Raw genomic sequence first — 17,127 nt, forward strand, 5'->3', positions numbered from 1 at the left:
CGCGGTAGGCATCCTGCGTGCAGACCTTTCTCCCGTACCCCGGCTTCACCCGCTCCGCGATGGTCCTGGACCGGGCCCGCCTCGGCAAACAGCGGGTCGAGGCCCTCCAGGTCCTGCGCGGCCTGACCGTGCCCGGCTACGGCTGGCGGAACCATCCCGCGGTCCGCATGTGGACGGGCTACGAGGAGGCGCTGGTCCGCTACGGCCTCGACGTGTGCGCGGCCTGGGTCGCCGAGGGGCGCGCCGACACCTGCGCCACCACACTCGTCACCGACTTCGCCACCCACCGACCCGGCGCGCAGGTCCGCAATCAGGAGCAGCTGGCCGAGGCGGGGGAGCTGCCGCCCTGGCTGGGGGAGCCCGCCTTCCACCGCAGCCACCAGTCGGCGCTGCTGCGCAAGGCGCCCGAGCTCTACGCCGACGCGTTCCCGGACGTCCCCGACGACCTGCCGTACTACTGGCCGGCCTCCGACCGGGCCGCCGCGTAGGACGGCCGCCCGCCTCGTTCTGCGCCGGGTTCGCAGGAAGCGCTTACCCAGACGCGGCGGATGCGGTGGGATCGGACCATGCACGCATCGGCACCCGACCATCTGGACCACCGCTACCGCGGAGAGCATCCGATCCGCACCCTCGGCCACCTCTTCCGCCCCGACCGCGGCCGGCTGCTCCTCGCCACGCTGCTGTTCGTCGTCAAACACAGCCCCATCTGGCTGCTGCCGGTGATCACCGCCACCGTCCTGGACGTCGTCGTCCGGCACGGCGCCCAGGCCGACCTGTGGCGGGCCACGGGCCTCCTGCTGTTCATCCTCATGATCAACTACCCGCTGCACCAGTGGTACGTACGGCTGCTCGGCGGCAGCATCCGGCGCATGGGCACGGCCCTGCGTTCATCGCTCTGCCGCCGCATGCAGCACCTGTCCATCGGCTACCACTCCCGGACCAGTTCCAGCGTCCTGCAGGCGAAGGTCGTCCGGGACGTGGAGGCGGTGGAGCAGATGGTCCAGCAGAGCTCCGACACGGGCCTGGGCGCCGTGACGACCCTCATCGGCGGCCTGGCCGTGATCGGCTTGCGGACGCCCGAGTTCCTGCCGGTGTTCCTCGTCGTCGTCCCCGCGGCGGGCTTCCTGGTGATGCGGCTGCGGGGGCGGCTGCGCAGCCACAACGAGGACTTCCGCCGCCAGGTCGAGCACCTTTCCTCACGGGTGGGCGAGATGACGACCCTCATCCCCATCACCCGCGCCCACGGACTCGAACGCACCGCGCTCGGCCGCGTCGACGGCTCCCTGCGCCAGGTCCTCGCCGCCGGACTGCGCCTCGACACCATGAACGGCCGCTTCAACTCGGCGGCCTGGGTCGTCCTCAACATCCTCGGCGTCTGCTGCCTGACCGGCTCGGCCCTGGTCGCGTACCACGGCTGGCTCGGCGTCTCGGCCGGCGACGTCGTCATGCTCAGCGCCTTCTTCACTGTCCTGACCGGCTCGGTGACGACCCTGCTCAACCTGGCCCCGCTGATCAGCAAGGGGCTCGAATCGGTGCGCTCCGCGGGCGAGGTGCTCCAGGCGCCGGACCTGGAGAGCAACGCGGGCAAGGTGTCCGTGCGCCACGTGACCGGCCGGATCTCCTTCGAGCACGTCGGCTTCTCCTACGCGGATCCCGGCGCCGCGGACGGTGCCGACGGCGCGGGACCCGCCGTCGACGACTTCACGCTCTGCGCCCGGCCCGGCGAGACCATCGCCCTGGTCGGCGCGTCGGGCGCGGGCAAGTCGACCGTGCTGAACCTGCTGATCGGCTTCATCCGCCCGACGGCCGGACGCATCCTGCTCGACGGCGTCGACATGGCCACGCTCGACCTGCGCAGCTACCGGCGGTTCCTGTCGGTCGTGCCGCAGGAATCGATCCTCTTCGAGGGCAGCATCCGCGACAACGTGACATACGGGCTCGGCGCGTTCGACGAGGAGACGCTGCTGCGCGCGCTGCGCGACGCCAACGCGCTGGAGTTCGTCCGGCAGCTGCCCGACGGTCTCGACACGGTCGTCGGCGAGCGGGGCGCACGCCTGTCAGGCGGCCAGAAACAAAGACTCGCCATCGCCCGCGCGCTCATCCGCGACCCGCGCGTCCTGGTCCTCGACGAGGCCACGTCGGCGCTGGACAACCGCTCCGAGGCCCTCGTCCAGGAGGCGTTGGGCCGGCTGGTGCACGGCCGGACCGTCTTCGTCGTCGCGCACCGGCTCTCCACGATCCAGGGCGCCGACCGCATCGTGGTGATGGCGGACGGCCGGATCGCGGAGACGGGCACCCATGCCCGGCTGCTCGACCGCGGCGGGCTCTACGCGACCTTGCAACCCGCCGCGACGGCGTAGGGGGTGTCCGGCCGGGCGCTCACGCGGCGTCCGCGAGAGGGGCCCGGTCCGGGCGCATCGGCATGACCGTCGGGCCGCTCCGGCGCAGCAGGGCGTCCGCCGTGCGCCGGGCGTCCTCGACGCGGGTCGTGCCGGTCAGGACGCACAGCGTGTACGCGCTGTCCTCGCGGGCGCGGACCGTCTCGGCCGTCGAGCGGCGCTCGTCGCGGGCGACGGCATCGGTGTGGCGTATCAGCGCCTGACGCAGGTCGTCGGCCGTGGGAAGCAGCACGGTCATGTCTTGGTTCTCCTTCACCGTCCGTCCGGCTCCCGGGGCACGCGGAGCCGCTTCGCCTACGGTCTGCCCGCCCCGCCGAGGCCGGTACCGGGACTTTGGTCCCTTATCGGGCCAAGACGGTCAGGTCCGGCGGCGGTCGCCCCGCGGGGCCGGGAGCCCTGGGTCAGCGCGGCACCGGACGCCACTCGAACATCAGGATGGTCGCGTCGTCGCGCAGCCGGCTGTCCTGGGCGTCGACGATGGAGTGGATGAGGCGGCGCAGCGTCTCCGGGGCCAGCTCCCCGGCGGCGGTGGCACGGATGACGTACTCGGCGAACTGGTCGAGGCCCAGCTCACCGCCGTTCTGGGTCCGGGCCTCCGTGACGCCGTCGGTGTACATCAGGACCCGGTCGCCGGGCTCGAGGCGCATCTCGTGCACCCGGCGCGGCGTGCGGGAGAGGCCGGCCGGCAGCCCGAGCGGCGGGTCGGCGTCCCGCTCCATCGCGCCCGCGACCAGCCGTTCGTCACGGATGAGCAGGGGCGCGGGATGACCGCAGTTGATCCACCGCAGCCCGCCCGAGGCCAGGTCCAACTGGGCGAGGACCGCGGTGCAGAACTGGTCCGGCAGCCACTGCGCGAGAGCCGCGTCCACGGACTCCACCAGCTCGGGCAGGTCTGCGCCGGTGCGCCGCGCGTTGCGGCAGGCGGCCAGCGACACCACGGAGGTCAGCCCGGAGGCCAGGTCGTGGCCCATCGCGTCCAACAGCCCGGCGTGCAGCGTCGTCTCGGTCAGCGCGTGGTCGAAGGCGTCGCCGCCGACCTCGTAGGCCGGTTCCATCACGGCGGTCGAGACCGCGTGGGTCGTGCCGATGGTGCGGGGCGGCAGATACGCGCGCAGCATCTCCGCGGGCAGTTGCATGGTGCGCGTCCGGGCCCGGCGTACGTAGGTGTCCTTGTACGCCCGCTTCGAGGTCACCATCATGGCGCACAGGTGTGCGAGCGTGCGGCCGCGCCGCAGGGAGAGCGGGTCGAGCGCCGGGGAGCGCACGGCCACGACGCCGAGCCGCTCCGCGCCGTCCACCATCGGCAGCCAGGCCGTGAGACCGCCGACGTCGGACTCCTCCACGCGCAGGGACTCCGTGCGGTAGGTCCAGCCGGCCAGCGAGCCGTCGATGGGCAGGGTCGGCGCGACTTCGTTCAGCGGGGCCAGCTGGCGCTGCTGGAGATCGGCCAGGTAGACCACCGCGCCGTGCAGGCCTAGGGCTTTGGCGCAGTGGGCCACCGCGGTGGCGAGGTCCAGCGGCGCGTTGCGCGGGTCGGCCAGGAACTCGCCGAGCAGACGGTCCCCGGACTCGGATGCCGACACGTCATCACTCCTCGGTGCCGCGCGGACGGCTGCCCGGGCAGTCTCGCACCGGCCCGCGCGGCCCGCCTCCGGTGCCCGGCCGATCGGGCGGCGCGCCGCGAGGGCCCGCGGCGAGCGGCTTTCCGCCGGCCCGCAGGTGTGGAGCCGTGGTCCACGGGACACCTGGTGTTCTGCGTTCGCGCCGGTCGTCCGCGGCGAGCAGGCTGGTGCGTACGCGGCGCCGGGCAGCACGCGGCGCGGGATCAGGAACGGACCGCAGGAAGGACGAGCACCGATGGGTGACACCCCGCAGGACCCGACGACGAAGCACCCTCAGCCCGACTTCGCCCAGCAGGACCAGCAGCCGCCCGGGTGGAGCGGCCCGATGGACCCGCCGCCCGACCACGGCGAGGACTCCTACCGGGGCAGCGGCCTGCTCACCGACCGGGCGGCGGTCATCACCGGCGGCGACTCCGGGATCGGCCGGGCCGTCGCGCTGGCCTACGCCCGCGAGGGCGCGGACGTGCTCTTCACCCACCTGCCCGAGGAAGCGGAGGACGCCCGGGAGACCGCCCGCCTCGTCGAGAAGGCGGGCCGGCGCGCCGTGGCCGTCCCGTGCGACATCCGGGAGGAGGAGCAGTGCCGCCGGCTCATCGAGCGGGCCGTGACGGAGTTCGGCCGCATCGACGTGCTCGTCAACAACGCGGCCTACCAGATGTCCCAGCCCGACGGCATCGGCGCCATCTCCACGGAGCAGTTCGACCGCGTCATGCACACGAACCTGTACGGCATGTTCTGGCTGAGCAAGATGGCCGTACCGCACATCCCGTCCGGCGGTTCGATCATCAACACCACCTCGGTGCAGGCCTACAAGCCGAGCCCGCACCTGCTCGACTACGCCATGACCAAGGGCGCCATCGTCACCTTCACCCAGGGCCTCGCCCAGATGCTGGTGGAGCAGGGCATCCGGGTCAACGCGGTCGCCCCGGGGCCGGTGTGGACGCCGCTGATCCCCGCCACGCTCCCGGACACCGCGGAGTTCGGCAAGCAGGCGCCGATGGGCCGTCCCGCCCAGCCCGCGGAGATGGCGCCCGCCTATGTCTTCCTCGCCTCGGAGCACGCGAGCTTCATCACCGCGGAGATCATGAACGCCACCGGCGGCACGCCGCTCCCATGAGCGGGCCCGGGCGGCGTCCGGCCGGTGCGGTGAGCGGTGCGAAGGAGGCACAGGCATGAGTTCCGATGTCGAGGTACGGGTCGGGCGGCGCACGGTCCAGGTCAAACGGGCCGACAAGGAGCTGTTTCCGCGGGACGGTCTCACCAAGGCCGACCTCGTCGAGCACTACCGGCGGGTCGCCCCGCGCATGCTGCCCGAGCTGCGCGGCCGGCCCCTGATGCTCGAACGGATGCCGGACGGCATCGAGGGCCAGCGCTTCTACCAGAAGGAGGTCTCCGACTACTTCCCCGACTGGATCCACCGGGCGGTGGTGCCCAAGGAGGGCGGCGAGGTCACCCATGTGATCTGTGAGGACGCCGCGACCCTCGCCTATCTGGCGGGTCAGGCCTGCATCACCCCACACCGCTGGCTGAGCCGCGCGGACCGGCCGCGCCACCCCGACCGGCTGGTCTTCGACCTCGACCCGCCCGGCGACGACTTCGCGCCCGTGCGCAGCGCCGCGCACCGCCTGCGCGAGCTGCTCGACGAGCTGGAACTCACCTCGGGCCTGATGACCACGGGCTCGCGCGGCCTGCACGTCGTCGTCCCGCTCAACCGGCGCGCCGACGCCGACGACGTCCTCGCCTTCGCCCGTGCCGCCGCGCACGAACTGGCGGAGCGCCACCCCGACGAGCTGACGACCGAGCCGCGCAAGGACGCCCGCAAGGGACGGCTGTACCTGGACGTCGCCCGCAACGGCTACGCGCAGACCGTGGTCGCACCGTTCGCCGTCCGGTCCAGGCCGGGCGCGCCCGTGGCCGTACCGGTGGCCTGGGACGAACTGGACGATCCCGGCCTGGACGCCCGCCGCTGGACGGTCACCGACCTCGGCGACCGCCTCGACACGGACCCGTGGGCGGGTCTCGCCCGGCACGCCGGCGGGGTGAGCGCGGCGGAGCGGCGGCTGCGGGGCCTGGACCCGCGGTGACGACGGCGAGGGTCAGGACGAGGCCCGGCGCCGGTGCGTGCCGCGCAGGGCCTCGATGAGTTCGGCGCGGTTCATGGCGGAGCGGCCAGGGAGCCCGGCGTCCGTGGCCCGCTGGTAGAGCTCGGCCTTGGTGAGGGTGTCCAGCGACGCGGGTCCGGTGCCGCACTTGCCCTTCGCCGCGCCCTTCCCCGCACCCCGGCCGCGGCGCTTGGCGGCGGCGTCACTGATCCGTGTCGGCGGCGCGGGCGCGTCACTGCCGCGCTTCTTACCGCCGCCTCCCTTGGCACCGCCGGACGGGGCCTTCCCGGCGGAACCGGAAGGCTTCTTCGCCCGGTCGACGCTCGCCCGCAGCGCGTCCATCAGGTCGACCACATTGGTGGACTCGGCCGGCGGCTCGGCCTTCTCGACCGCCTCGCCCGTCCGCTTGGCCTTGATGAGCGCGTTCACCTGCTCCTGATAGGTGTCGCGGAACTCCTCGGGCCGCCACTCCATGCCGAGGGTGTCCACGAGCTGGCGCGCCATCTTCAGCTCCCGGTCGGTGACCTTCGTCCTGCCCGGCAGATCGTCGATCTCCTGGCGCGGGTCGCGGATCTCGTCGGCCCAGTGCAGGGTGTGCAGCGTCAGCAGCCCGGCCTCGGCCTTCACCGCGACCAGATACTGGTGGTTGCGCATGACGAACGTGGCGATCCCGGCCCGGCCCGCCTCCTCCAGCGCCTTGTGGAGCAGGGCGTAGACCTTGGCGTACTCCTTGCCCTTCGGGCCGAGGTAGTACGTCCTGTCGAAGAAGACCGGCTCCACCTCCGCCAGTTCGACGAAGCCGGTGATCTCCAGCGACTTGGAGCGCCCGGGGGCGATGTCGTCCAGCTCCTGCGGCTCGACGAGCACGTACTCGTCGCCGTCGTCGTAGGCCTTGACGACCTCGTCGAGGGGCACTTCCTCGCCGGTCCGCTCGTTCACCCGTTTGTTGCGTACGCGGTCGGAGGTGCCGCGCTGCAACTGGTGGAACCGGACGGTGTGGCTGTCCGTGGCCGGGTACATCTGGATGGGCAGGGACACGAGACCGAAGGTCAGCGTGCCACTCCACACTGGACGCGCCATATGCGCCGCACCCCTTTCGCCTTTTCCCTCATGGCACCCCGGCCGGCGGCCCGTCGCATCCGGGGAGCGGGCGGCGCCGGGCCGTTAGCCTCATGGACATGCGGGAGCCAGCACCCTGTGATCCGGGCCGCCGCCGCGTCGGCGTGGTCGCCTCGTACGACTTCACGCGCCAGGACGAGCTGCGCCGATGGCTGCCGGCGCGGGTGGCGTGGACGATGACCGTCACCGACGAGGTGCCCTACGAGAACAATCTGGAGCTGGTCTCCCGGCTCGGCCGGCCGGGGCTGCTCTCCGGTCCGGTCCGCGGCCTCGTCGACGCCGGGGCGGAGGCGGTCGCCTACCTCTGCACGGCGGGCAGTTTCGCAGGCGGCGTGCCCGGCGAACGCGCGCTGCGGGAAGCGATCCGGAGGTCCGGCGCACGGCATGCGGTGACGACCAGCGGCGCCGTGGTCGCCGCGCTGCACGCGCTCGGCGCGCGCCGGCTCGCCGTCGTGCACCCCTACCAGCAGCCGGTGGACCGGCTGCTCGCCGCCTACCTGCGGGCCCATGGGTTCGACCTCGTCGCCCTCACCGCGCTGGGTCTGGACACGGTCGAGGACGTCTACGCGGTGGCGGCGGACCAGGTGGCGGACGTCGTGGCGCGGGCCGACCGCCCGGAGGCGGACGCCGTCTTCGTCAGCTGCACCGCCCTGCCCACCTACGACGCCCTGCCCCGCCTGGAGGAGCGCCTGGGCAAACCCGTCGTCAGCGCCGACCAGGCGACCGTATGGGCGCTGCTGGGCGCGGTGGGGGAGCGGGCGTACGGCCCCGGCCAGCGGCTGCTCGGCACGCGGGCGTGAAACGCGGGCGGCCCGGCGGCGCCCGCATGCGGATCGGCGGCACCCTGCTTACGGTGGGTGATCAGGCGTCGTCACCGTGACCGGAGGAGAACCCGATGCGCGCACTGACCTGGCAGGGCCGGCGGGACGTCCGGGTCGAGACGGTCCCGGACCCCGAACTGCGCGACCCCACCGATGTCATCGTGCGGGTCACGTCCACCGGCGTCTGCGGCTCCGACCTGCACCTCTACGAAGTCCTCGGGCCCTACCTCGACCCCGGCGACATCCTCGGCCACGAACCGATGGGCATCGTCGAGGAGGTCGGCGCGGACGTCACCGAACTGGCGGCGGGCGACCGGGTCGTGGTGCCGTTCAACGTCTCCTGCGGCGACTGCCACACGTGCGGCCAGGGATTGCAGTCACAGTGCGAGACCACCCAGGTCAGGGAGCGCGGCACGGGCGCCGCCCTCTTCGGCTTCAGCAAGCTCTACGGCCAGGTGCCGGGCGGCCAGGCCGAGCTGCTGCGGGTGCCGTTCGGCAACACGCTGCCCATCAAGGTGCCCGCGGGCCCGCCGGACGACCGGTTCGTCTACCTGTCCGACGTGCTCCCCACCGCCTGGCAGGGCGTGGAGTACGCCGACATCCCGCCCGGCGGCACCGTCACCGTCCTGGGGCTCGGGCCGATCGGCGCGATGGCCGCCCGGATCGCCCTGCACCGAGGCGCGCGCCTCGTCGTCGGCGTGGACCTGGTCCCCGACCGGCTGCGCCGCGCCCACGCGGACGGCGTCAAGGCGCTCGACCTGCGCCGCTACGGCAAGGACATCGGCGACGCGATCCGCGACCTGACCGACGGGCGCGGCACGGACGCGGTCATCGACGCCGTCGGGATGGAGGCCCACGGCGGCCACGGGGCACCCTTCGCCAAGGCCGCCCAGTGGGGGGTGGGCCTGCTGCCGGGACCGCTGGCCGAGAAGGTCATGGACCGCGCCGGGACCGACCGGCTCGGCGCCCTCTACGCCGCGATCGACATCGTCCGGCGCGGCGGCACCGTCTCCCTCTCCGGCGTCTACGGCGGTGCGCTCGACCCGCTGCCGCTGCTCACGATGTTCGACAAGCAGATCCAGCTCCGCATGGGCCAGGCCAACGTGAAGCACTGGGTGGACGACATCCTGCCGCTCCTCACCGACGAGGACCCGCTCGGCGTCGACACCTTCGCCACCCACCACATGTCCCTGGAGGACGGCCCCCGGGCCTATCAGATGTTCCAGGACAAGGAAGACGGGATGATCAAGACGCTGCTCAGGCCCTGACAGCAGAAGCAAGGGGGGCGGTCGCTGCCGCCCCCGCGCGGTCCGTCCCGGGGCGTCAGCCGGTCCGCGCGTGCGAGTTGACCGCGAAGCGCGCCCCGTCGGGGTCGCAGAGCACGGCCTCGGCCGAACCGTCGGGCCCGTGCACGACCTTGCCGCCGTTGGCGGCCGCCGCCTCGGCGCACGCCTCCACGTCGGTGACCGAGAAGTGGACCTCCCAGCGCGGCCGGATCGCGGGATCGGGCGCGGACTCCACCGCGCCGGAGTGGATACGGGCCACGATCTCGCCCCGGCTGCGCAGCACGACCTCCTCGTCCTCGTACTGCACGTCACAGGCCTCCGGCGCCCCGGTCGCCCAGCCCAGGACCTCGCCGTAGAAGATCGCCGCGTCGAACGCGTTGCGGGTGTGCAGGGCGACGAAGGCGGGGGCGGCGCGGCGCCACTCCTCCCAGCCCGCCACCAGCGCGCCCTCCCAGATGCCGAAGACCGCGCCGTCGCGGTCGGCCAGCAGGGCCGCCCGCCCCGGCGGGAAGGAGAGCGGCCCCACGGCGGTGGTGCCGCCCCGCTCGTGGCTGCGCGCCACCGTCTCGTTCGCGCTCGACGCGGCGAAGAACGGGGTCCAGGCGACGGACGTCTGCCCGATGCTCTTCGCGGCGGAGACCCCGGCCACCGGCATCCCGTGCACGCTGGCGAACCGGTACTGGTCGCCCATGGCGCCGGTGTGCCACTCCCACCCCAGGACGGCGTGGTAGAACTCCTCGGCCACACTCAGGTCGTAGGTGGACAGACTGACCCAGCAAGGCGCACCGAACACCGATCTGCTGGCCGGGCTCTGGCGTGCAGGTGACTGAAAGCTGCTCATTTTCGTACCGTTCTGAGGTCGGTGGAAGCCCCCCACCCGCGCTGAGCCACTGGCGCCCGGACCGGGACCGGCTGGCGACCGGTGGCCGGTGGTCCCTGGAGGAGCGCGTGACCTCCAACGAACGAATCGCTCCCTGGATGCGCCGCCGTCACTCTCGTGGCTGCTCGAACCACATCCATTAGACACTGGCTCCCGCCTCTCCCGCCTCCGCTGGGACGGGACGCCGGTCCCGCCGGGGCGGCTCATCCGTTCGGCGGCCGTCTGCTCGCACCCCCGCGCCGCCCCGGCGTCAGATGGGAGCAATCCGGAATCCGGGTGACCGGTCCGCCGGAGGGTACGCGGAGGTCATCGCAGAGCGGGAGCGGCCGAGCGAGCCGCCCCGGGTCCGGAAGGAGCACGGTATGCCCCAGGGTTCCAGCGCCAAGCGCGAGCGACAGTACGAGCACATCAAGGAGGGCGCGGAGAAGCGCGGCACCTCCACGGGGCGCGCGAAGGAGATCGCCGCGCGCACCGTGAACAAGGAGCGCGCCCGCTCCGGCGAGTCCAAGACGGCGAGCAAGACCTCCACGCGGGACAGCAAGTCCGCGTCGCAGCGCGGCGGCGAGCGCTCCCACAGCGGCTCCCAGGGACCGACCAAGGACCAGCTGTACGCGGAGGCGAAGAAGAAGAACATCGAGGGCCGCTCCTCGATGAACAAGCAGGAGCTGGCCAAGGCCGTCGGCCGCTGACCGACGCCCGCCACGCGGCACGCGGCACGAAAAGACCGGGGCCGGCCTCCAGGGAGTACCCCTCCCGTGCAGGCCGGCCCCGTCGTGTGCGGTTCGGTCACAGGGCGGTCGGGAACCGTTCCCAGACACGGTGCCTGGAGAGCAGCACCTTCATCTGGTCGAGGACCGCGGTGCCGCTGTCGCCGAGCACGATGCCCGGGTCGGCGGTCGGCAGGCCCGCGGCCTCGATGGTCTGCTCGGCGCCCGCCCAGCCGCCGATGACCTTGCCGTGGCGGTACGCCTCTTCCAGCAGGAGCCGCACGCGCGGGTCGAGGGTCGAGGTCGCGCTGTCCGCCTTCGCGTCCCGTGCCGGGATGGCGTCGGCGCCCGCGGCGGGTACTCCGACCACCACGAGGGCGTCGAACTCGACGGAGCGGGCCGTGGCGAAGGTCCGCTGCACGGTGATCGGTTCGCCGTCCGCCGCCAGTTTGCCGCCGGCCGGGGCGATGACCAGCGGTACCATCCCGCCGTCGAGCAGCGTCTGACGCAGGGTGCGTACACCGTCCGGGTCGACCGTTCCGTCGGTCACGATGCCGATGAGCCGGCCGTCCGCCGGCCACTCCTGGCCGATCTGGGAGAGGGCCGGGCTGGGGCGCGGGTCCGTCAGCGGCACGGTCGGCGCGGGCGCGGGCAGCCCGAGCGAGGCGGCGACCTGCGCGCACAGTTCCGCGTCGATGTTGGCGAGCGACTGCAGGCCGCGCTCCTTGACGGCCTGCTCGTAGCACTTGCCGAGTTCGAAGGAGTAGGCGTTGACGATGTGCTCGCGCTCGGGCGGGCTCATGCTCAGCCAGAACAGCCGCGCCTGGCTGAAGTGGTCGTCGAAGGTCGCGGGCGCCTCGCGCACCTTGCGGGACGCGGGCAGCTCGACGGGCACCTCGATGTCCGCCCCGGTGTCGGCGCCCGCCATGAAAGGACAGCCCGCGTCGAGCGAGTTGGGGTGGTACGGCGCCACGCCGCGGTGCACGGCCGTCTGGTGCATGCCGTCGCGCAGCATGTCGTTGACGGGGGCGTGCGGGCGGTTGATGGGCAGCTGCCCGAAGTTGGGGCCGCCGAGCCGGCTGATCTGGGTGTCCAGGTAGGAGAAGAGCCGGCCCTGGAGCAGCGGGTCGTCGGTGACGTCGATGCCGGGCACGAGGTGGCCGACGTGGAAGGCGACCTGCTCGGTCTCGGCGAAGTAGTTCGAGGGGTTGCGGTTGAGGGTGAGCAGCCCGATCGGCTGGACCGGCGCCAGCTCCTCCGGCACGATCTTGGTGGGGTCGAGCAGGTCGATCCCCTCGAACATCTGCTCCGGGGTGTCGGGGAAGGTCTGGATGCCCAGCTCCCACTCCGGGTAGGCGCCCGCCTCGATGGCGTCGGCGAGGTCGCGGCGGTGGAAGTCGGGGTCGACACCCCCCGCGATCTGCGCCTCCTCCCAGACGAGGGAGTGCACGCCGAGCTTCGGCTTCCAGTGGAACTTCACCAGGGTGGTCTCACCGGCCGCGTTCTCAAGCCGGAACGTGTGGACGCCGAAGCCCTCCATCATCCGGTACGAGCGCGGGATGCCGCGGTCGGACATGTTCCACAGCGTGTGGTGGGTGGCCTCGGAGTGCAGGGTGACGAAGTCCCAGAACGTGTCGTGGGCGCTCTGCGCCTGCGGGATCTCCCGGTCGGGGTGCGGCTTGCCGGCGTGGATGATGTCCGGGAACTTGATGGCGTCCTGGATGAAGAAGACCGGGATGTTGTTGCCGACCAGGTCGAAGGTGCCCTCGGCGGTGTAGAACTTCGTCGCGAAACCGCGGGTGTCACGGACCGTGTCCGCCGAGCCGCGTGAGCCCAGGACGGTGGAGAACCGGACGAAGACGTCGGTCTCGACACCCTCCGCGAGGAACGCGGCCTTCGTGACGCCCGCAGCGTTGCCGTAGCCCTTGAAGACACCGTGGGCGGCGGCGCCCCGCGCGTGGACGACGCGCTCCGGGATGCGCTCGTGGTCGAAGTGGGTGATCTTCTCGCGCAGGTGGTGGTCCTGGAGGAGGACGGGGCCGCGCGGACCGGCCTTGAGCGAGTGGTCGGTGTCGTAGAGGCGGTCGCCCTGCGCGGTGGTGAGGTGAGCGCCCTGCTGTGCCGCCGCCGCCCGGCCGTCGCGCGAGGGGGCGCCGGTGGGGCTCACCGGCCGCGGTCCGCTCTGGTCCGGTTTGGGCGGCAGCGGCTCGCGCACCTCGGTGGGCTCGGCGAAGGTCGGCGACTCGGGGCCCGGCTTCCCGGGGACGCCGTCCTCGGGGCCCCGGGGCGCCGTCTGCCCGGTGACCGTCTCCTTCACCTTTTCCGCCGCGTCCTTGATGGGGTGGTTCTCGTCCATCTGTCGTGTCTCCCTCGACTGCGCTGTCCTGGGCGATGGGCCGTCGCGCCGGTGCGCCGCGGCGGACGCAGCAGGAGTACCCGAATCGCCGGATTTACCACGCGGCTGTTCAGTTAGTCCTTGGTGTCCCAGTGGCCACGCCCGCCCCTCACGCGGCGGCCTTGCGGCGGCGCACCGCCGCCACCGCGCCCAGGACCACCCCGACGGCCAGGACGATCAGCCCCCGCAGCCACACCTCGCCGTCGACCTGGGTGGCCAGCACCACGCAGGAGAGCGCGCCGAGGACCGGGAGCACGGTGAACGCCCGGAAGTGGGGCGGCGCCTCACGGTCCCGGCGCAGCACGAGAACGGCCGTGTTGACCAGGAAGAAGACCACGAGCAGCAGCAGGACGAGCGTGGAGGCGAGCGTCTCCACGTCCCCGGTGAGCGCCAGCAGGAAGGAGAGCAGAGTCGTCACCGCGATCGCCGCCCACGGCGTCCGCCGCCCCGGCAGCACCCGCGTCAGGACCCCCGGCAGCAGCCCGTCCCGCGCCATGCCGTAGGCCAGCCGGGAGCTCATGATGCCGGTGAGCAGCGCGCCGTTGGCGACGGCGACGAGCGCGATGGCGCTGAACACCTTGGGCGGCACCCCGCCGGCCTCCCGCACCACTTCCAGCAGCGGGCCGCTGGAGTGGGCCAGCGTGTCCGTCGGGACGGCGGCCGAGGCGACGATCCCCACCAGCGCGTAGACGGCCCCCGCGGTCACCAGCGCCCCGAAGAGGGCGCGGGGGTAGGAGCGCCGCGGGTCGCGGGTCTCCTCCGCGACGTTGACCGAGGTCTCGAACCCGACGAAGGAGTAGTACGCGAGGACCGTCCCGGAGAGCACTCCGGCGAGGGCCCCCGACCCGGAGGTGCCGAGGTGGACGAGCCGGCCCCCGTCGCCGTCACCGCGCAGGAACAGCCAGACGCCCAGGCCGACCACGAGCAGCAGACCCCCGACCTCGATGAGGGTCGCGGCGACGTTGGCCCGGGTGGACTCGCTGATGCCCCGCGCGTTCAGCAGCGCCAGGGCGCACAGGAAGACGGCGGCCACCAGCACGACGGGCAGGCTGACGAAGGCGCTCAGATACTCACCGGCGAAGCCGCGGGCCAGCGCGGCCACGGAGACGATGCCGGCCGCGAGCATGCAGAACCCGGCGAGGAACCCGGCGAACGGCCCGTACGCGAGCGTCGCGTAATGCGAGGCGCCGCCCGCCCGCGGGTACTTCGTGGCCAGCTCGGCGTACGAGGACGCCGTCAGCAGGGAGAGCAGCAGGGCCAGGACCAGCGGCACCCACACGGCACCGCCCGACTTGGCGGCCACCTGCCCGACCAGGACGTAGACACCGGCGCCCAGGACGTCCCCGAGGATGAAGAAGTAGAGCAGCGGGGTCGTCAGCGTCTTCTTGAGTGCGGTGCCCTGCTGCTGCGCGTTCGCCTGTCCGGCCACTCGACTGCTCCTCGATGACTACGAGAGGGGGCGATGACCGCGAGAGGGAGCTCTCGCCTCGCCGACCCGTTTTCCACCCTCGGCCAAGTAGCCCCGGGCGGCCAGCTGAAACGATCAGCCTGGCCCTTCACGCCGCCCACCGGACGCGCGGACCGGGAAACAATCTTTCCTCGCTGGTCTGTGCGGTTTTCGCGCGGAACGGGGTACAGAAGGCGCATGCACACTCACAGCCACATCGTTCTGGCCGCCGGGAGCGGAGGCTCGCTCATCTTCATCGTCGTCGGCGTTGTCGTGGTCATCGGTCTGCTCGCCATGTTCGTGACCGGACGCCGCCGCGCGGCGCGCCGCACCGAGCCCTCCCAGCCGGCCCCCGGGACGCACCCGGGCTCCGACGAGGCCCAGCGCGGCACCACTTGGCAGACCCCTGGCGACGACCCCGACCAGGGTCACCCCCACCCCTGAACCGACGGGCGGCAATGTGACAGACACACAGCTCATGGACCCGGCCCCGCCGATAGTCGTGCGCCGGCCGCTCGGCACCGGCGGCCGACGGGTGACGGCCCACGGACGCATCCTCGGACTCGCGCACTGCGACGCGGACGTGGTCGCGCTGCTGCGGCAGGCGGAGCTGCCCGACGCGGCGATGCTGCTGGACGACCGCTCGTTCATGGCCTGGCGCGGCGGGCGCGCGCACCACTACGAGGCCGCGTGAGCCGCCGGCACCCGCCGCCCGCCTGAGGACCTCCGCCGGACGATGCCCGGCGGCCGGGGACCGCCACGCGTCCCTCGTCGTGGCGGGGCCCCGCGTTGCGGTATCCGCCGGATCCCGGAGCGGCGCTCCGATAACATGATCCGATCTCACCGTGATCTCACAGCGATCGCGCCGAGCACCCGCGCCGCGCCGGAGAACAAGGTGATCCAGCACGAAGGGTGAACCACCTACCGGAACGCAGACATCGGCTGACCATTGACAAACGCAGAAGCACGCGCGGACGCGCGCACAGAACCCGGCCCCATACCCCCCGCCCGGCGCGGGCCACGGACGATGCTGTGGGGCGCGGCGGCGGTGGCGACCTCGGCGTTCCTCGTCGTCCTGGAGATCGTGGCCCGCCGGTACGGCCTGCCGGGACCGATCACCGCCCAGGCGAGCGAGGTGATCTTCGCTCCCCGGTCGGGCCCGCTGCTCTACGCCGGGCTCGCGCTGACGCTGGTGGTGCTCACCTGGCGGCAGCGGCTCGTCGCGGTGGCCGCCGCGGTCGCCATCGACCTCGTCTTCCTGCTGGTGCGCCTGGCCGCCGGCGCCGACCTCGCCTTCGGCAACGGCGCCCTGTGGGTCATCCTGGGTGTCGCCGTCCTCGCGCTCACCCGTCGCACCGGTGCCGACCGGACCCTGCTGCTGAAGGGCGTCGGCCTCGGTCTCCTGCTGGTCGCCGGCCACAAGACCGGTGACACCTGGCTGCTCATCACCTCCGAGTCCCGCCCCGAGGTGCTCGACCTGTACGTCGCGACCGCGGACCACGCGCTCGGCAACCCGTCCTGGCTGGCCGGCCGGCTGGTCGAGGCCACCGGCCCGGTCGGCAGCCACGCCCTGCACCTGGTGTACGGCCAGCTCCCGCTGGCGGCGGCCATCGTCGCGCTGTACCAGCTGCGCAACGTGTCGGTCGAGCGCCGTTTCCCCGGCCACCACCTGGTGCGCACGTTCCTCGTCATAGGGCTGCTCGGCCCCGCCATCTACATGATCTTCCCCGTCGTCGGGCCGGTCTTCGCCTACGGCGCCGACGGCGGCAGCTGGGCGGTGGCCAACCTGTGGCCGCACACGCCGACGTCGCTCGGCCCCCCGCACCCGGTGCTCTTCGACGAGATCACCCCGCGCAACTGCATGCCCAGCCTGCACACGGCCTGGGCCACCACCCTCTTCATCCACTCGCGCAAGGGCTCCCGCCTGATGCGGTTCGCGGGCGCCTTCTGGCTGGTCGCCACGCTCACCGCCACCCTCGGCTTCGGCTACCACTACGGCGTGGACCTCGTCGCGGGCGTGGTCTTCGCGGTCACCATCGAGGTGGCCATGCGCGCCTTCGAGCGGGGCTGGGACCGCCTGGCGGTCCAGCAGGTCGTCCACGGCACGGTGGTCTTCGCCGCGCTCCTGACGTCGTACCGCTATCTGCCGCTGGAGATGGCCCGGCACCCGTGGGCGTTCGGGCCGCTCCTCCTGCTGGCGATGGCCTCGGTGGTCCACGGCTACGTGCGGACGACCAGAGCGTGGCAGCCGATGGCGGCGCCGGCCCCCCTGGCCGAACCGCAGCTGCTGCAGGCCTGACCTGGGCGCGTACGGACCGACGGGGGTGGTGCGGTCCTGCTGTCCGCGCG

At 72.7% G+C, this 17,127-nt stretch carries 16 protein-coding genes; 10 read left to right on the forward strand and 6 right to left on the reverse strand.

Annotated features, from left to right (window positions below):
• Window positions 1-17: 17 nt before the first annotated feature.
• Entirely contained in the window at window positions 18-488 is a 471-nt protein-coding gene (locus ABZY33_RS08350) for an MSMEG_6728 family protein (RefSeq protein ID WP_356490709.1), read from the forward strand.
• Window positions 489-566: 78 nt separating this feature from the next.
• The gene (locus ABZY33_RS08355; protein ID WP_356490710.1) at window positions 567-2,360 is read left to right on the forward strand and encodes an ABC transporter ATP-binding protein; all 1,794 of its coding nucleotides are present in this window, start codon (window positions 567-569) and stop codon (window positions 2,358-2,360) included.
• Window positions 2,361-2,379: 19 nt separating this feature from the next.
• Here ABZY33_RS08355 and ABZY33_RS08360 read toward each other — a convergent pair whose 3' ends face one another.
• Together ABZY33_RS08360 and ABZY33_RS08365 are read right to left on the reverse strand one after the other, a co-directional pair.
• A complete protein-coding gene (locus ABZY33_RS08360) occupies window positions 2,380-2,637 on the reverse strand; it encodes a DUF5133 domain-containing protein (RefSeq protein WP_356490711.1) in 258 nt (85 codons plus the stop codon).
• A 163-nt stretch (window positions 2,638-2,800) separates the two neighbouring features.
• Window positions 2,801-3,982, reverse strand: a complete 1,182-nt coding sequence (locus tag ABZY33_RS08365) for a PP2C family protein-serine/threonine phosphatase (protein WP_356490712.1) — start codon at window positions 3,980-3,982, stop codon at window positions 2,801-2,803.
• 274 nt (window positions 3,983-4,256) lie between these two features.
• On the opposite strand from ABZY33_RS08365, the gene ABZY33_RS08370 reads away from it, so the two are divergent.
• Together ABZY33_RS08370 and ligD are read left to right on the forward strand one after the other, a co-directional pair.
• Entirely contained in the window at window positions 4,257-5,138 is an 882-nt protein-coding gene (locus ABZY33_RS08370; protein WP_356490713.1) for an SDR family oxidoreductase, read from the forward strand.
• A 55-nt stretch (window positions 5,139-5,193) separates the two neighbouring features.
• On the forward strand, window positions 5,194-6,105 hold the full coding sequence (gene ligD / locus ABZY33_RS08375; RefSeq protein WP_356490714.1) for a non-homologous end-joining DNA ligase: 912 nt from the start codon (window positions 5,194-5,196) through the stop codon (window positions 6,103-6,105).
• Between the two features lie 12 nt (window positions 6,106-6,117).
• On the opposite strand, the gene ABZY33_RS08380 is transcribed toward ligD, so the two are convergent.
• Window positions 6,118-7,203: a Ku protein gene (locus ABZY33_RS08380; protein WP_356490715.1), complete on the reverse strand. Its 1,086-nt coding sequence runs from the start codon at window positions 7,201-7,203 to the stop codon at window positions 6,118-6,120.
• A gap of 98 nt (window positions 7,204-7,301) precedes the next feature.
• On the opposite strand from ABZY33_RS08380, the gene ABZY33_RS08385 reads away from it, so the two are divergent.
• Both ABZY33_RS08385 and ABZY33_RS08390 read left to right on the forward strand, forming a co-directional pair.
• Window positions 7,302-8,042: an Asp/Glu racemase gene (locus tag ABZY33_RS08385; protein WP_356490716.1), complete on the forward strand. Its 741-nt coding sequence runs from the start codon at window positions 7,302-7,304 to the stop codon at window positions 8,040-8,042.
• Window positions 8,043-8,137: 95 nt separating this feature from the next.
• On the forward strand, window positions 8,138-9,331 hold the full coding sequence (locus tag ABZY33_RS08390; RefSeq protein WP_356490717.1) for an alcohol dehydrogenase catalytic domain-containing protein: 1,194 nt from the start codon (window positions 8,138-8,140) through the stop codon (window positions 9,329-9,331).
• Between the two features lie 55 nt (window positions 9,332-9,386).
• On the opposite strand, the gene ABZY33_RS08395 is transcribed toward ABZY33_RS08390, so the two are convergent.
• On the reverse strand, window positions 9,387-10,190 hold the full coding sequence (locus ABZY33_RS08395; RefSeq protein WP_356490718.1) for a VOC family protein: 804 nt from the start codon (window positions 10,188-10,190) through the stop codon (window positions 9,387-9,389).
• A 401-nt stretch (window positions 10,191-10,591) separates the two neighbouring features.
• Between ABZY33_RS08395 and ABZY33_RS08400 the strand changes: the two genes are divergently transcribed.
• Entirely contained in the window at window positions 10,592-10,918 is a 327-nt protein-coding gene (locus ABZY33_RS08400) for a plasmid stabilization protein (protein ID WP_356490719.1), read from the forward strand.
• A gap of 97 nt (window positions 10,919-11,015) precedes the next feature.
• On the opposite strand, the gene ABZY33_RS08405 is transcribed toward ABZY33_RS08400, so the two are convergent.
• Together ABZY33_RS08405 and ABZY33_RS08410 are read right to left on the reverse strand one after the other, a co-directional pair.
• On the reverse strand, window positions 11,016-13,292 hold the full coding sequence (locus tag ABZY33_RS08405) for a catalase (RefSeq protein ID WP_356490720.1): 2,277 nt from the start codon (window positions 13,290-13,292) through the stop codon (window positions 11,016-11,018).
• Window positions 13,293-13,440: 148 nt separating this feature from the next.
• Complete coding sequence (locus ABZY33_RS08410) at window positions 13,441-14,697, reverse strand: APC family permease (RefSeq protein WP_356490781.1); 1,257 nt, start codon at window positions 14,695-14,697, stop codon at window positions 13,441-13,443.
• Window positions 14,698-14,976: 279 nt separating this feature from the next.
• Here ABZY33_RS08410 and ABZY33_RS08415 point away from each other — a divergent pair, with 279 nt between their 5' ends.
• The 3 genes from ABZY33_RS08415 to ABZY33_RS08425 all read left to right on the forward strand — a co-directional run bounded on the left by ABZY33_RS08415 (window position 14,977) and on the right by ABZY33_RS08425 (window position 17,077).
• The gene (locus ABZY33_RS08415) at window positions 14,977-15,222 is read left to right on the forward strand and encodes a DUF6479 family protein (RefSeq protein ID WP_356490721.1); all 246 of its coding nucleotides are present in this window, start codon (window positions 14,977-14,979) and stop codon (window positions 15,220-15,222) included.
• Window positions 15,223-15,256: 34 nt separating this feature from the next.
• A complete protein-coding gene (locus ABZY33_RS08420; protein ID WP_356490782.1) occupies window positions 15,257-15,472 on the forward strand; it encodes a hypothetical protein in 216 nt (71 codons plus the stop codon).
• Window positions 15,473-15,805: 333 nt separating this feature from the next.
• The gene (locus ABZY33_RS08425) at window positions 15,806-17,077 is read left to right on the forward strand and encodes a phosphatase PAP2 family protein (RefSeq protein ID WP_356490722.1); all 1,272 of its coding nucleotides are present in this window, start codon (window positions 15,806-15,808) and stop codon (window positions 17,075-17,077) included.
• Window positions 17,078-17,127 lie beyond the last annotated feature (50 nt).

The sequence above is a fragment of the Streptomyces sp. NPDC006552 genome (genome assembly GCF_040611655.1).
In the GTDB taxonomy this organism is placed as follows: Bacteria; Actinomycetota; Actinomycetes; order Streptomycetales; family Streptomycetaceae; genus Streptomyces.